Raw genomic sequence first — 15,402 nt, 5'->3', positions numbered from 1 at the left:
GTCGCCGGCCCTGGGGGCCCGGAGCACCGGGTCAGGCCTGCGAGCGGGCCGTCTCACGCGGCTCGCCGCTCTCCTCCCGCTGCTCCGGGGAGGTCTGTCCGCCCCGGTCCGCGGGCGTACCCCGGCCGACGTGGGGCGTCCGTTCGTCGGAGACGGGGGCGGACGGGTCCGCCGAGGTGCCGGGCGCCGGCGGCGCCGGCGGCTTGTCCAACAACGGGATGGGCGTGGTGATGGGGTCCGCCTCCTCCGGCATGCCCATCTCGACGGCCGACGGATACGGCACGTTGGACGGCCAGCCCTCACGCCGCGGGCCCGGGGGGTAGACCGGCTCCGGACGCTCCCACGTGCGTTCCTCCTCCAGCAGGTGCTTGCGGATGAACGCACGTGGATTGAGATCGCTCAAGTGCAGGTCCTGGTAATCGGGGCCCAGTTCCTTGCGGACTCCCTCCGTCGCGCCGCGCAGCGTCGTGCGCAGTCTGCGCAGTCCGCGGGCCGCGTCGCCGACCGCCTTGGGCAGCTTGTCGGGCCCGTAGAGGAAGAGCGCGATCATGAGGAGAGCGACCAGGGTGAACGGGCTCAGATTGAACACCATCACTCCAAAGGAGACAGCGGAACCGCCGGATTCCGGCGAAATTTCATCATTGCGGCAATCCGCCCGACGTCCGGCCGTCACGGGCCTCTCGGCCGGGTGATTCACCCATTGGGCGGCTCGGACGCGACAGCGGGCGGACACCTGTGCGACATTGCCCCGGCCCCCCTGACCGGGCGGAGCGTCAGACCGCCTCCCAGCGCGCTCGCGGCACCCGTTCGTCGCACTCCTCCCAGAAACCGAGCAGGATCTCCGCCAGGGCACCGGGGTTGTCCTGGTGCGGCAGATGTCCGGCGTCCTCGACAACCCGGTGCCGGGCCCCGAGCTGCCGGGCGACGTCCTCGGTGAGAGCGCGGGACACCACCGTGTCCTCGGCCCCCTGCACCACCAGCATCGGCAGGCCGGCAGCCCTCAGCCGGGCCACCAGGTCCTGCGGCGCGGCCGCCGACGTCAGGCCCCGCAGGCTCTGCGGGTGGCTGCGTGCCAGCCGCTGCCGGATCTCCTCGCCGCGCTCCGGGCTCACCTCCCCGCCGCGGTGCTGGGCGGCCGCACACCGCTCCCAGTCCTCGGACCCCACGCCGTCCACCGCTGCCATGCCCTCCCAGCAGGGGGAGACGAGCGTGAGCGTGGGATATTTCGACGGCGAGGCCACCGTCCGGCCGACGACCTCCGCCACGGCAGTGGCCGCCACCAGCGCTCCGGCGCCGTGGCCGACGAGGTGCACCGGCTTGCGGGCGCAGGACGCCGTGATCGCGACGGCCAGGTCCTCGGCCAGGGAGCGCAGCGTGTACGCGGCGGGGTCGTCGACTCCCGGCGTCTCGTGCTGGCCGCACTGGTCCACCGCGAAGAGCCGGTGGTCCGCCTCCACCAGCCGCCGCATCAGCGGCAGAAAGTCCTCCTTGGCGCCGCAGGCACCGGGCACGAACGCCGCTCGGATCCCCTCCCAGTGCGGGCCGTACAGGCCGCGCCGGCGCAGTTGCACCCCGACGAGGGGTCCGTTCGGAGCGGGCATCCACATGGGGATGGTCCGCACTTCCTCCAGCGTTTCGTCGTCGTGGGCGACGTGAGCGGGCATGTGTTTCTCCGTTCCGGCCGGATCGTGGGTTTCCCGTGCGTGTTCTCGGTGCGTCCGGCGGCCGGCACACGGGTCGGCCGCCGGACGGCTGTTACGGGCGGACGATCCGGCAACCCACCAGGCCGGTACGTCCCGCCTCCATGTCGATGTGGCACAGCAGCTGCGCCAGGTGCTCCAGCGAGCGGGCCTGGGTGAGCGGCCCGGCGGGCACGGAGTCGAAACCGAGCGCCTCCACCCAGGCGCAGACCGTGCGCCTGGCCTCGGGATCGTCGGCCGCGACGGGGACGCTCACCCGGTGATCGTCGGCGGACGGACCGACGGTGCCGATACGGCGGAGGGCCTTCGCGGAGACAGTGTTCAGTGCCTTCGCGATCCGGGCCCGCGGCAGGCGCTGCGCCAGCCGCTCGGCCTCGCTCGGGCCGAAGGGCCCGCGCGGCGCGGGCATGCCCCGCCACCGCATCAGCGGGTTGGACAGTTCCACCACGACCTTGCCCGCGAGGGCCGGTCTCAGGTCTTCCGCGGCCTCCCGCAGCGGCAGTCCCGGCGGCACCGCGAGCACCACCAGTTCGGCTTCCGCCACGGCCTCCCGCGGCTCCATCTGCGCCACTCCCGGCGGCACACCGGGGCGCCGCACCTGGTGCCCGCGCACCCCGGCCACGACCTCAAGGCCCTGGCTCAGCGCGGCCTGGACGAGAGCGGATCCCATCCGCCCGCACCCGACCACGGCGGTGCGGGCGGGAAGCGGCGCCGCGGCCGGAGCGGTCCTGGGCCGGTGCTCGAGTTCAGTCACGCCCGGCCACCACCGGGAGGGGTTCTCGCTCATAAGGACGCAATGCCGTGGCGAGTTCCTCAGGCACCTCGAGCGGTACGACGCCGTCGGCGGTCCGGCGCATGCAGGCGATGGTCTGCTCGCCCTTGGCGACGAGCTGGGCCGTCGTGCCCTGGAGGCGGTAGTAGTCGAAGAGCATGATGACCCGGTTCGCGTCCCGCCCGCCGAGTGCCATGCGCACCTCGACCTCGTCGGTGGCGTACAGCTCGGAGAGGAAGTCACACCGGCTGGAGACCGTCACCATCGCGAAGTCCTCCCGCAGAGCTCTCATCACCCCCGGCGCCCGTTCCATGAGGAACCGCTCCCGGCAGTGGCCCTGCCACAGGAAGTAGTTACTGAAGTACACGTTGCCGACGAGGTTGGTCTCCTCCAGCGTCACCAGATGCCGGTACACGTACGTCGGCTTGCGCTGCCACATGTGTCTCTCCCGCTCCTGCCATCACGGCCACGGCGATCACCGCGCCCGAGTCGTCCCTCGTCCCCGTGCCGGTTCGCGGTGCGCCGTCGGGCGCCAGGCGTGCGGGGATCACCGTGGTCGCGAGCAGCGACCGTCCGCTGCGGAAGCGAACCCAGCCGTCGTCGAAGACGCCGTCCAGGACGACAGGCGCGGTCGGTGCCCGTCCGGCCTTGCCCAGGCACTCGGCGACGGTCCAGAGGCGGGCTGCGAGGGCGTGCTCCGGCTCCTCCAGCGCCGGACGCAGCTGCGTCCACAGGCCTTCGTAGGCCGCGCCGAGCGCCCTGCGCACGGTGTCCTCGTCTCCGGGGGCGGCCTCCTGCCAGTCGACGGCAGTGCCGCCCGGGGCCGAGGCGGTCAGGGTCAGCCGCCCGCAGTGGCTGCGCGACGTGCCGTGCGGCGGCCGCACCGGGGGCACCGTGCGCGCCCGCTCCCCGCCCGGCTCAACGGCGAGGCCGAGGGCGGGGTCCAGGCCCAGCGCGAGCGCGCCCCGCTCCAGGTGCACCGCAAGCAGGGGCCCGCTCCACCGCTCCCGGCGCGGCAGCGGTCCCACATCCTTCAGCCGCAGTCCGCGCCAGCGGGCCACGGAGTGGCCCTCGCCGTCCAGGGCCTCGACGTCCCATACATACGTACCGCCCTCGGCCCAGCGTTCGCGTGCATGGACGGTCACGGTGCCGCCGGTCTCCGGTCCGTGGGACCGGAACTCCTCGCAGCCGACCGGCAGCAGCCTCCGGTGCGGCACGCATGCCTGGAGGGCGTGGATGGTCGCGTCGTTGCGTCCTGGGCTGCCCAGCAGCAGTCCCTGGGGCAGTCCGACGCCGAACCAGCCCGTCTCGACGGCGTGCGGCAGCTCGGCCTGGACCTGCCGGGCCTGCAGCCCGCGCAGCTCACCCACTCGGCGGAAACGGCCGGTGTGGAAGTAGAGCGGGCCGTAGAGGTCCTCGGCGGGGACGACGGGGACGTCGTCGGTCACTCTGGGCAGCACCGGCCCCTCGCCGTCCGTCCCCGGCTCCGTGTCCGCGGCGGCCGGCGCGAAGCGCGCCCGGAAGTGGTCCGCACGGAACGCCGTCTCGTCACTGCGCAGGACGACGGTGACACCGTCCTGCTCGGCGAGCGCGGCGAGCCGCAGGGTACGGGCCGCTCCGGCGGGGAGGGTCACCGGCTGGTCGAACGTGACGTCGTGGGCGCGGCGCAGCTCCCTGCCCGTCAGGGCCGAGGCGACCTGGGCCATCGCCTCCAGGCCGACGACCGCGGGCAGCACCGGCAGCCCGTCGATACGGTGGTCGTCCAGGTACGGATCGGTGCCCTCCGACACCACCGTGTCCACCACCAGCTCCACTCCGGGATAGTGGACGCGAAGGTGTCCCAGGAAACGGTTCGCGTGTCCGTGCGCATCGGTCGGGAGCGGCCGCGGCGGCAGCCCCATGCGGCCGTGCACAGTCACCGCCGTGGGCAGTCCGGGGGAGCCGGCGAGACGGAGCAGCAGCGCGAGGCCCTCGTCCGCGGGGATGGGGGTGACGTCCATGCGGGTCAGCTGATCCACGACGCCGAGCCGTTCGCCCATGCCCACACCGGTCCACACCGACCAGTCGAGCACCAGGGTGCGGCACGCGGGCAGGGTCCGCGCCTCGTCCTCCAGCAGCTGACGCAACTGGCCGTTGGCGAGCCCGTAGTGGGCCTCGCCGGCCAGGCCGTAGCGGCCGATCACCGAGCCGAAGCCGATCAGCAGGCGCAGTCGGCCGCGGTCCACGGCGGCGAGCAGGTTGCCGAGCCCCAGGGTCTTCGGTGCCAGATGAGATCGGAGGTCGGCCTCCGTGAGGTCTGTGAAGCGTCGGGGCTCGTTGATCCCGGAGGCGTGCAGCAGCGCGGTGATGGGTCCCAGGCTGCTCTCCAGAGCGGTGACCGCGTCCGTGACGGCCGCCGGATCGGTGATGTCGGCCTGCCGGTAGGCGGTGCTGACACCGAGGTCGGCGAGTCGCCGCAGGTTGTGCCGCAGTGTCTCGTCGCGCTCGGGGTCGCTGCGGCCGAGCAGGGCGAGGGCCGCTCCCGTAGCGCGGGCGAAGGCCAGGGCCGCCTCGAAGCCGAGCCCCTTGCCGCCGCCGCTGACCAGAAGGACGTCGCCCTCCCCGAGCACGGGGTCCTCGGCCCGGAGCTCGGGAAGAGGTACGGCGACGGGCTCGGCGCAGGCGCCGTCCTCGCCCACGACCAGTTCCCGCAGCACACCGGGCATGGCCCCGGCGACGTCTGCGGCGGCCTTCAGGCCCGCCTCGCTCGTCGGCGCCCGCAGCAGGGTGATGCCCAGCTCCGGATGCTCCTGGTGCAGACTGCCCGCGAATCCGGACAGGCCCGAGCCGTGTGTGAGCAGGACGAGCCGATGCCCGTCCGCCAGCGCCGCGCGGACGGTGTCGACCATCCCGGCGAGCGCGCCGGGAGCGCCCGCGTCAGGGACGTACAGCAGTTGCGCCGTGCCGCCCGGCTCGCCGGACAGCAACTCCCGGGCCGCGGCACCGAGCGGGTCGGTGTCCGCGGTGGCGACGACGACCCGGCCGGGGCGGTCCACGGGCTCGGGCACGGGTGCCGCGGTGGGCCGCAGCTCCTCCGCGAAGCAACGCACCCAGGGCGCGACTCCCGGCACGGCGGCACTCGCCATGGCGTCACCGCCGGCCTCCGGCAGCCCGCGCAGCACCTCGGTGACCTCGGCGAGGGAAGCATCGGCCATGGTCAGCGGGGCGGCGGGAGGTTCCCGGCCGGCGAGGACGGCCGCCTCGGCGACCAGCTGGGTCACCTTCAGTGACGACAGGTGGAGGTCGCTCAGGAGCCGCTGGTCCGTGGTGAGCGCCGCCGGGTCCAGTTCCGTGGCGCGAGCGACCAGCCGTACGACGAGGTCGGCGAGGTCCTCCACGGGCTGCCCGGCGTCGGCCGGCTCGGCGGGCGGGGCGGCCGGCTGGAAGGCGGGCTGGGAAACGGGGGCTCTGCCGGGGCTGAGGTCGGGACGGGCACAGGGGTTGGGGATGAACACCCGCTCCCGCCACGGGTCGACGGGCCGGGACTCCCGGCCCTCAAAGAGGGCACCCGGGTCGGCCAGCGCCCCGCAGGCGAAGAGCGCGCCGGCCGTGTGCGCACGGGCCCGGGGGCCGGGCGCCCCCACGTCCAGGGATACGGCGGCCACCCCGCTGTGGGCGGCCAGCGGGGCCAGGCCGCGGCCGGGGCCGATCTCACAGAACAGGTCGGTGCGGGGCGCGGCCTCGCACACCGCGTCCCAGAACCGCACGGGTTCGGTCATCTGCAGGCACAGCAGGTCCCGCAGGTGCGCACCGCCGGAACTGCAGACGCCGCCGCTCACGCTGGACAGCAGCGTGCCACGCGGTGCGGCGAAGTCGGTGGCACCGACCAGCGGGGCGAACAGGGCGGCGGCGGCGGCGACGGCGGGCGAGTGGAAGGCGTGCGCCACGGGCAGCGGCAGCGTGTCGATACCGCGCTCGGCGGCCCGGCGGGCCAGCTCGTCCAGGGCGGCGCGCGGCCCGGCGGCCACCTGAGTCTGCGGCCCATTGTGGGCGGCGACCACCGCGCCGGTGCCCGCGCACAGGTCGCGGGCGGTGTGCAGGCCGGCGGCCACCACGAGCATGCCCGTCCCGGGAGCACAGTGGTCGGCCATGACACGGCCGCGCCGGGCGACCAGTTCGGCGCTGGCCGCCGCGTCCAGGCATCCGGCCCACACCAGTGCGGCGTACTCGCCCAGGCTGTGCCCCAGCGCCGCTTCGGCGCGCACACCGAGCTTCTCCAGCCAGCGCAGCCCGGTGAGCGAGGCCCGGTGGATGACCGTCTGGGCGGTGGCGGTGTCGGCGGCGTGGCGGTCCGGAGTCGGGCCCGCATCGTCGTCGCCCAGGTCGCCCAGGTCGGCACCCACCGTGCCGAGGCCGGCGGGCAGCGGCGCCCCCTGGCCCGGGAACAGCAGGGTGACACGGCCGGCCGAGGTGTGCCCGACCCAGACGCCGGGGCGTCCGGTCAGCGTGCCGGGGGCGGCGTCGGCGAGAAGGGTGGCCGCGGTCGTGGCTCGCTCGGCGAGCTGCTCGGGCGAGTCGGCGACGAGAGCCGCGCGGACCGGGCCGAGATGTGGTTCGCGACCCCAGGCACAGGCCAGATCGTGCAGTTCGGCCTCGGACAGGCGGGGTGCCTGTCGGGCGAGCCGCTGGAGGTGCTCCGCCAGTGCGGCGGGGGTGTCGGCGCTGAGCAGGAGCAGTTCCTCGGCCGGCTCGGCGCGGCGGCTGCGCGGCAGGACGACGCCGGAAACCGGCGGGCGCGCCGCGGTGGGCCGGGGGGAGGTCAGCACCAGATGGGTGTTGATGCCGCCGAAGCCGAAGGCGCTGACTCCGGCAACGCGCGGCCCCTCGGGCCACTGCTGCGGCTCGTCGAGGACCCGCAGCACCGCGTCCGGGCCGTCGAGGGCGTCCTGTGGCTGTTCGCATCCGGTGGTCGGCGGCAGGACGCCGCTGTGCACGCTCAGGCATGCCTTGATCAGCCCGGCGACTCCGGCCGCGGCCTTGGTGTGTCCGATGTTGGCCTTGATCGAGCCGAGCACCGCCGCCCGTGGCGCGCCCGCGCGGAGGGCGCCGAGCGCGCTCAGCTCGACCGCGTCGCCGACCGCGGTGCCGGTGCCGTGGCCTTCCAGCAGGCCGAGGTCGTGCGGGTCGATGGCCGCGTGCTGGTACGCCCTGCGCAGGGCGAGCAGCTGACCCGCGTACTCGGGGCGGGTGATGCCTCCCGCTCCGTCCGAGGACATGCCCCAGCCACGGAGTTCGGCGTAGACGGGCATCCCCGCGGCCGCCGCATCACGGGCGCGCATCAGGGCCACGACTCCGCATCCCTCGCCGGGCAGGAAACCGGTCGCGTCCTTGTCGTAGATCCGCATGCGGTCCTCGGCGAGTGCGCCCAGCCGGGCGAAGCCCACGAGTTCGAACGGGTCGAGGCTGATGTCCACGCCTCCGGCGAGCACCAGGTCGGCGCTGCCGTCCGTGAGCAGCCCGCAGGCGTTGATCACGGCGAGCAGCGAGGACGAGCAGGCGCCGTCGACGATGAACCCGCCGCCGTGAAAGTCGAACTGGTTGCAGATCCGGCCCGCGATGGTGTTGGCGAGGCCGCCGGCCAGGAAGTCGTCGTCGGGCTCGGGGAAGGGCTCCAGATAGCGCCGCGCGGTGCGGGCCAGCACCTGCTCGCGCTGTTCCTCGGCGAGCCCTTCCTCGACGAGTGCGGCCTCCATCACGGCGCGCACGTACGGCCAGCGCAGCCGCATGCTGCGGGCGCGAGTGACCTCACCGGTGAGCGTGTTGCCGATGACGACGGCGACTCTGTCCCGGTCCAGGCCTCTGCCGCCGGGGACACCGGCGTCCTCGAGCGCGCGGGCCGCCGTCTCCAGGGCGAGCCAGTGCGCCGGGTCTGTGGCCCGGTGCACCGGGCCGGGCACCCGGAAGGCCCCCCGGTCGAAGTGCCAGCCCTCCAGCAGAGCGGCCCGGGTACCGTAGAGGCCGTCGGGGTTGCGGCGGGTCGGGTCGAGGTAGTCCTCCACGATGAGGCGTTCCGCGGGCAGCCGCCGGAACGCTCGACGCTGGCGCAGGACCAGGTCCCACAGCTGGGCGGGATCGTCTGCATCGGGGTAACGGCAGGCGAGCCCCACGACGGCGATGCCGTCGTGGGGGGCCGGGCCGTCCGTCTCGTACACGGACAACGACAGTCTCCTCTACGACACTTCGCGCGTGGCGCCGGAACCGGCCGTGGCCAGCGGCGGCAGGACCTCGGCCCGCGAGGTCTCCTGCCGGGGGGCCGGGACACTGCCCGCGTCCCGCCGGGCCAGCACGGCCAGCAGCGCCGCCCGCAGCACACAGGCCAGGACCAGGGCGAAGAACAGGCCAAAGACGACGTGCAGTTGTACGAGCACCCCGTACAGCGCAGCGACGGTCGCGCCGAAGACGACCTGGTTGCGCTTGCGCCAGGGCGACGTACCCGGATCGGTGATCATGTAGTTGGTGAACAGAATGAAGGCGGGTCCGGTCATCACCAGCAGGGCGCTGGGGATGGCGGTTCCGGTGAGGAAGCCGCGCACCAGGGCCTGCACCGCGAAGCCGCCCACCCAGCCGAGAATGAGCGGCAGCTTGCCGGTCAGCTTGCCGTTGAGCAGGGTGCCGAGGACCAGGACGACCAGTGGCGGAAGCACGTCGGCCCAGCCGACGAGCCACTCACTGAACTGGTACGGCGGCGCGATGCCGACCCAGGGGAACAGCAGCAGGACGACAACGATGCCGAAGTTGCTGGGGTTGAGCACATGCCGTGCGACCCCTTTGACCTTCACCCGGAACAGGTACTTGCTGGAGACTCCGACCACGGCGGCCAGCACAGTCGGCCAGAGGTTGCTGTTCGCGTACAACAGCATCGCGCAGGCCAGACCGCCGATGTACGCCGGCAGCAGGAAGTCGACCGTCTGCCCGACGGGCCGCATGTAACGCGGCGCCCGGCGCTGGCTCCACGCCTCGATGGTCTCCAGCAGCGACTCGGTCAGCAGCGCGGCCAGGACGGAGAACAGCGGGGTGGCATAGGCCTGTTCGAAGCCGAGGACGGTGTGGCCGAGCACCGTCGCCGCGGTGATGGACATCGCGAAGCGGCGCAGGGCCTTGCTGCGGCGGCAGGCGCCGCAGGGCTTGCCGTCGCCCGCCGAGCAGGTGTGATCGGTTGTCATGCGGGGACCTCCGCCAGGTTTCCGTCGTCGGTAAGCAGCAGTTCGTGCCAGCCCGGCCGCAGAGTGGTGGTGCTCCGGTGCGTACGCCCGTCGGTACCGCGCCAGCTGAGGTCGACCTTCACCGGGCGGTCGGCGCGCTGGTCGCCGAGACCGAACAGCAGGTCGGGTGCGGCGACACCGCCGTGGCCGTTGGCGGGGTAGAGCTGCTGCTCGGTCACGCGTCCGTCGGACCACCGCAGCCGGGCGACGGCGCCGGTGGCCGGCGTGTTCGCGCCGGAGACGCCCGCGGGACGGCGCAGGCGCAGCCCCAGGAAGGGCGCGGCCTCGGAGTGGTTCCGGTACAGCACCGACTGTCCCCACTGGTTGGCGGCGACGAAGTCGAGCCGTCCGTCGGTGTCGACGTCGCCGATCGCGAATCCGCGGGTGACCGCTGCGGAGCCGACTCCGGCGTCCTCGGCGACATCGACGTAGCGGCCCTGCGGCGTACGGACGAAGAAGGTGTTGGTGTCGTGGCCGGACAGGTCGTCGCCCGGCTCGACGTGGGGCCACAGTTCGGGGTGGCGCAGGATCAGGTCGTTGCCCATCGCCGCTTCCTGGAGCTGGGCCCAGCGGTCGGTCTCACCTTTGACGAAGCCGGTCGCGTGCATGACCTGCGGGTAGCCCGAGTTGTCGAAGTCCGCGGCGGCCACGTCCCAGGTCCAGCCGGAGCGGGACAGGCCCATGCTCTCGCTGTGGTCGTCGTAGGGCGCCTCACCGCGGTGCAGCAGCGGGCCCAGGCGCTTGCGGTCGACGGTGGGCCGGAAGACGAAGTTGCTCTCGTGCAGCGCGTAGTCCTCGGTGATGTTGCCCACCACGATCGAGGGGTTCCCGCTGCGGTCGAGGTCGGCGAAGGTGACGCCCATGCCCTTGAAGGAGTCCTTGCCGACGACCTTGGACTTCGGGGTGGTGAAGTGGCGGCTGCCGGTGGCGAGGCGGAACTTCGGGGCGCCCGGCTTCGACTCGTTGACCAGCAGCCGGTCGGGGGCGAAGTCGTTGGCCTCGTACACCTCCGGCAGTCCGTCGCCGTCCAGGTCCTGGGAGGCGAGGGCGAGGGTCCAGCCCAGCGGCCGCTTCTCTCCGAAGGCGTCCGGGACCTCGGTGAAGCGGGCCTCGGGCGCCGCACCCGAGCGACCGCCGGTGAAGCGGAACAGCCGCAGCGTGCCGCCGTTGTGCGCGCTGGACATCGACGACGGCATCTGCAGCTCGCGCTGGCGCGCGGTGGGGTCGAGCACGCGGGCCCCGTCGAGGAAGTAGTTGCCCACCACCAGGTCGGTGTGGCCGTCTCCGTCGTAGTCGCCCACGGTCATCGCGTTGGTGCTCCACACGGGGTGGCCGGGCACCAGCTCGCGTGCCACGAAGGCCGCACGGGACGGGACGGCACCGGGGATCCGCATGAACGTCACGGGCGAGCGGCCCCAGTAGTAGACCGTCACGTCCTGCCAGCCGTCCTCGTTGAGGTCGGCCGGCAGACAGCCCATCGGGGCCGAGTAGGACGGCATCGGCAGCTCGGCCGCCTCCAGGGTGAACGACCGGTAGCGGTCGCCGGTACCGGGCGCCGGACGGACAGTGACGGTGTCCGTGCGGGTGTCGACCAGACACACATCGTGGGAGACGGTCCCTCCGTCCACCGCGAAGAGGCCGGCACCCGCGCCGACCGAGGAGATCCACGACCGGATGGGGCGGAACGCCGGGGCCACCGAGCGCACCGACCGGTCCTCCGGGCGGTCGGCCGCGTTCAGTGCCTGTGCAGTGAACCGGAAGGGCGCGGCCGCTTCGTCGCGGTCGGCGGCGGAGACATGCTCCGGCAGGGCGAAGGCGAAGGCCGTGACACAGCAGCCCAGCGCCACGAACTTGGCGGCGTGGTCACGCAGTCGGCGGCTGAGCGAGGTCATCGGCGGCTCCGGGTGCGGGGAGCGGCGGTGCCGTCTCCGGGGTTCTTCTGCAGCGGCTGGGTGGGAAGGCTGGGCGGATCGGTCTCGTTGTACGCCGCCCAGAGCCGTCGGATTCCGGCCCGCCAGGCCATGTACTCCCGCTCCGTGCCCGCGGGCGCACCGAGGTCCGCCATCGAGGTGTCGGTCCAGGCCGCCGCGGTCTCGACGGTCGCACCGGTCAGCACTGCGGCCGCGTCGCGGCTGTGTGCGGGAACGGGCGTACGGGCCCTCAGCCGGGCGGCGCAGGCGAACGCGGCTCCCTGGGCGAGATGGTCCCGGTAGCCGTCCGCCTCCCGAGCCAGCGTGTGCAGTTCGTCCAGGGTCGCGCCGCCCGCGTAGACGGCCGCGAGGCCGACCCCGCTCCACAGATCCGCCCGCCGCCACTCCGGGAACTCCGCGACCCGCAGGCCCAGTGCCTCGGGGTCGGCGCACTCGTGGAACCACAGACAGCGGCCGAGCCCCTGGTCGCGGAACGCGCGCTGGTGCGGTCCGAGACCGCTCTCCAGTCGCCGCCCGGCAACGACCCGGTCCGAGTGGAAGAAGCCTTGATAGAAACCGAATCCGTCCCAGGCGAGCCAGCGCAGCATCGGGTCCGCGCCACGCAGCCCGCGCCAAGGCCGCATCCGCAGTTTCGCGGAGCCCCAGCCGGCCCCCACATGGATCAGATGCGGATAGTCGACGCCGGGCCCGTCGAGGAGAGCGCGCAGTCTGCGCCCGCGAGAGAAAGTGAGCAAGTCGAGCAGAGCGCAGCCCATGCCCGCTCCCTCATAGGCGAACCCACGGAAATCCTCGGGAATCTCATCGAGCGCGGTCCCCAGGGCTTCTGGCCCCCGCACGCTCACGGCGCGGTTGAAACCTTCCAGAAAGGACCGAGCAGATGTTTCCAACTGCTCCCGTGCGGGCCCGGATCGGAGCCGGAACCGGCGCACTCCGAAGTCGGCCAGACCCATGTCCTGCATCAGCAGCCGTGGCGGATGGATTCCCCTCCCGCTACGGGCCGCGCCCCGCACATCCTCGCCCGGAACGTGGAACGGCACTGTCGCCTCCCCTCCTGTTATTTCATCCGTTGCGACTAGTACTCTCGGGGCAATCCGGGGAATCCTTGATCCGCCAAAAGAGTGCATCGACCAGGTTTACTTCTACCGAGTGAATCCCCGCTCCCTGCACGCCGATTAACGGCAAACATCTGCGAGAAAGGTGACGATGGCGGCGGCGCGCGTGTCCGCCGCACCGGGAAACACTCCTCCGTACCAGCCGAAGAAGGTCGTCATGCTGGAAAACCGACTGCTTGAGATCATCATCATCGCCCTCGTCGTCTTGGTTCTGTTCGGGGCGAAGCGGCTCCCGGACACCGCGCGTTCGCTCGGGAAATCCCTGCGCATCCTGAAGGCGGAGTCGCGCGCCGGCCGAGAAGAGGCGGCCCAGAAGGCGCAGGACGGAGAGACGGATCAGCCGCCGGTCCTCATCAAGGGCACGACCGTCCCCACATATGGCACGCACACCGGCAACGCGGGAGCCCCCGAGCGCGAGCACGCCACGGCGCGCGACTGATCCGGCGGGCCGGGGCCGTGCGGCGCTGGAGCCGCACGGCCCTCTTTTTTTGCGGGACCTTTCCGCTTCACCCGGTCCGGAAAACGGGCACCGTATTCCAGTCGACCTCGGTAATCCCACCTCTCTTACTCCAAGAGGGGCAGGAAAACTCCGCCATCCGGATTACCCACGGCGATGTCAATGTTGCGCCCCTCCATTTCGTCGGGGAGCGTGATCTCGTCGCGGTCAGCGCGAACCTGCCGAAAGGACAAAAATGTCGCAACGTACACGCAAGCCGGCCCGGGCACGGGTGGCGGCGGCGCTCGCCGCTTCGGTGCTCTCCTTGGGGGTCATGGGACTGACGGCTTCGTCGGCTTCCGCAGCCACCATGGCTGACGACCCGCGGGCGGCCGGCCCCTTCGGCAACAACGGTTGCCACACCGACCCCTACGACGGGGGCTTCTACTGCACGATCTTCGACATCTCCCCCGTCGCCAAGCCCGCCCTCGACGTCGCCGTCGGCCTGACGTGCCTGAACAAGCAGACGAACGACTTCATCATCTGCATGGTGGACCAGGACAAGCCGGCCGACCCGAACTACGCCCCGGGCGGTGCGGCCCCCCAGTGACCGTTCCGGTCCCTTCCGGTCCCTGAGCTTTCGGGGGCGGCACGCTCCGGTGTGACATCCGGACGGGCCGCCCCCGACGGCGTTTGCGCACGTCCCGGTCCTCGTTCGATTGGCTCTGCCCATGGCAACTGAACACCGTCAGCGCCCGACCACCCAGATCGGTTCGCGGCCCCTCGACCTCCTCGCACAGCATGGTTGCCGCCCGCAGCTCCGTGCGGCGAGCCCGACCCACGACGCGTTCGTCTCCCGTTTGGTCGACGACATGAACACACTCCTGAAGGAGTTCGAGGAGACCTTCGAGACGGGCCGTCGCTGATGCTCCGGCAGATCGACGCCCACTGGATCGAGGACTCCCTTCAGCGGTTCGAGCGGGACACCGGCCGGGAGATCGGCATCGACGACTGGGGTGCCCTCGCCGCGGCAGTCAGCCGCCACTCCTACCAACTGGCCAACGGCCGTCCGTACTACGTCGAAGCGCCCGTGCGCGCCGCGGTCCTGCTCCAGATGTTCGTCGCCATCCGCCCCCTGCGTGACTACAACGGCCTGGTCGGCGCCGCCCTCGCCCTGCGCTATCTGCACGAGTGCGGTCAGCCGGCCAAACCTCCGCCAGGCGGCATGGCACGTCTCGTCGACGGCCTGCGCACGGGCTCGCTCACCCTGCGGACGACCTCCGCCCTGCTGCGCTCGTGGATCCAGCCCGCCCTCCCCCGTGTACCCGATCCGCGAGAGCAGGCCTGAGTTCGGACAGCCGGCCATGCGAAACGCCCGGCCATCCGATCTGGCCGGGCGTTTCGCACTCGCCTCCGAAGACCGCCGCCTTCCCGGCGGCGCCTTGGTCTCAGGACCGTACGTGTTCCGCGTCCACCTCGAAGGGCTCGACGAAGGCCACCGGTACTCCGGGAACCCCCGCGAGGGCCAGCGGCACACCGCGTGTCGCCAGCCTGTGGTGGTGCAACCGCCAGTCGTCCAGATTCCGGCCCTCCAGAACCAGCGGTTCGGTCGCCACGAAGCGGAGCGGTTCCCCTGAGGAGAGCGCCCGCCCGATGTCCACCGGAACCCCAGCCCGGCGAAGGTCCAAGGGCAGCCGCTGCACGGTCACCTCCAGGCCGTGGCACTCCAGACGCAGGTCGTAGCGTGCCGGTGACACGTCGGACAGGCGGATGACACTGGGTGGCACGGCCACCGCGCCGGACAACTCCGCGGCCTGGGTGAGGCTGATCTCACCGAACTCGGGGCTCCGGCCCCTCATCTGGTGCTTCAGCACCCGCAATCGCCGTGCCCTCGCATCGTCCGGGTCGGCCTCGACCTTCAGACGGATGTCACAGGTGACATCGGCCTCCCCGGTCCAGAGGAGACTCCTGAACACCACGCTCCTGGCCTTGCTCACACACCGGATCTCCTCGCCGGGTCCCGGCAGCGGAAGCGCGTCCGCATGCGCCGTGCCCGGCTCCATCCACCAGCTGCCGATCATGACGGCTGCTCCTGCGGCCGCGGTCAGGAAGCCACGGCGGTCCACACTCGGGTGATCACTTGCGGTCATACGGCCGAACGTAGGCGAGGCTACGACGGTTCCTCGGCCGACGTGACGGCCGCGGAAGTC

Annotated in this window: 13 protein-coding genes; 4 read left to right on the top strand and 9 right to left on the bottom strand. The window is 72.3% G+C overall.

Annotated features, from left to right (window positions below; all coding sequences use genetic code 11):
* Positions 1-31: 31 nt before the first annotated feature.
* The 8 genes from PH203_RS12865 to PH203_RS12830 form a co-directional block, all read right to left on the bottom strand.
* Positions 32-592, bottom strand: coding sequence for a twin-arginine translocase TatA/TatE family subunit (locus PH203_RS12865; protein ID WP_289919972.1), 561 nt, complete (start codon positions 590-592; stop codon positions 32-34).
* A 181-nt stretch (positions 593-773) separates the two neighbouring features.
* On the bottom strand, positions 774-1,664 hold the full coding sequence (locus tag PH203_RS12860) for an alpha/beta hydrolase (protein WP_289919970.1): 891 nt from the start codon (positions 1,662-1,664) through the stop codon (positions 774-776).
* Between the two features lie 91 nt (positions 1,665-1,755).
* The gene (locus tag PH203_RS12855; protein ID WP_289919969.1) at positions 1,756-2,454 is read right to left on the bottom strand and encodes an NAD(P)-binding domain-containing protein; all 699 of its coding nucleotides are present in this window, start codon (positions 2,452-2,454) and stop codon (positions 1,756-1,758) included.
* Positions 2,447-2,911 (bottom strand): acyl-CoA thioesterase, encoded by a 465-nt coding sequence (locus PH203_RS12850; RefSeq protein ID WP_289919967.1) that lies wholly within the window; start codon positions 2,909-2,911, stop codon positions 2,447-2,449. Before PH203_RS12850 ends, PH203_RS12855 begins: the two co-directional genes overlap by 8 nt.
* Positions 2,826-8,663: a type I polyketide synthase gene (locus tag PH203_RS12845; protein WP_289920216.1), complete on the bottom strand. Its 5,838-nt coding sequence runs from the start codon at positions 8,661-8,663 to the stop codon at positions 2,826-2,828. Before PH203_RS12845 ends, PH203_RS12850 begins: the two co-directional genes overlap by 86 nt.
* An 18-nt stretch (positions 8,664-8,681) precedes the next feature.
* A complete protein-coding gene (locus tag PH203_RS12840; protein WP_289919964.1) occupies positions 8,682-9,674 on the bottom strand; it encodes an enediyne biosynthesis protein in 993 nt (330 codons plus the stop codon).
* Positions 9,671-11,605, bottom strand: a complete 1,935-nt coding sequence (locus PH203_RS12835; RefSeq protein ID WP_289919963.1) for a CRTAC1 family protein — start codon at positions 11,603-11,605, stop codon at positions 9,671-9,673. Before PH203_RS12835 ends, PH203_RS12840 begins: the two co-directional genes overlap by 4 nt.
* Complete coding sequence (locus PH203_RS12830) at positions 11,602-12,603, bottom strand: DUF1702 family protein (protein WP_289920215.1); 1,002 nt, start codon at positions 12,601-12,603, stop codon at positions 11,602-11,604. Before PH203_RS12830 ends, PH203_RS12835 begins: the two co-directional genes overlap by 4 nt.
* Before the next feature lie 310 nt (positions 12,604-12,913).
* Here PH203_RS12830 and tatA point away from each other — a divergent pair, with 310 nt between their 5' ends.
* The 4 genes from tatA (at position 12,914) to PH203_RS12810 (ending at position 14,540) form a co-directional block, all read left to right on the top strand.
* Positions 12,914-13,195, top strand: a complete 282-nt coding sequence (gene tatA, locus PH203_RS12825; protein WP_289920214.1) for a Sec-independent protein translocase subunit TatA — start codon at positions 12,914-12,916, stop codon at positions 13,193-13,195.
* A gap of 253 nt (positions 13,196-13,448) precedes the next feature.
* Positions 13,449-13,802 (top strand): hypothetical protein, encoded by a 354-nt coding sequence (locus PH203_RS12820; protein ID WP_289919961.1) that lies wholly within the window; start codon positions 13,449-13,451, stop codon positions 13,800-13,802.
* Positions 13,803-13,923: 121 nt separating this feature from the next.
* Positions 13,924-14,118: a hypothetical protein gene (locus PH203_RS12815; RefSeq protein ID WP_289919960.1), complete on the top strand. Its 195-nt coding sequence runs from the start codon at positions 13,924-13,926 to the stop codon at positions 14,116-14,118.
* Entirely contained in the window at positions 14,118-14,540 is a 423-nt protein-coding gene (locus PH203_RS12810; protein WP_289919957.1) for a hypothetical protein, read from the top strand. Before PH203_RS12815 ends, PH203_RS12810 begins: the two co-directional genes overlap by 1 nt.
* 100 nt (positions 14,541-14,640) lie before the next feature.
* On the opposite strand, the gene PH203_RS12805 is transcribed toward PH203_RS12810, so the two are convergent.
* A complete protein-coding gene (locus PH203_RS12805) occupies positions 14,641-15,342 on the bottom strand; it encodes a hypothetical protein (RefSeq protein WP_289919954.1) in 702 nt (233 codons plus the stop codon).
* Positions 15,343-15,402: the final 60 nt, after the last annotated feature.

Source organism: Streptomyces sp. S.PB5 (genome assembly GCF_030403745.1).
GTDB lineage: Bacteria > Actinomycetota > Actinomycetes > Streptomycetales > Streptomycetaceae > Streptomyces.
This window is presented reverse-complemented; position numbering and strand designations above follow the sequence as displayed.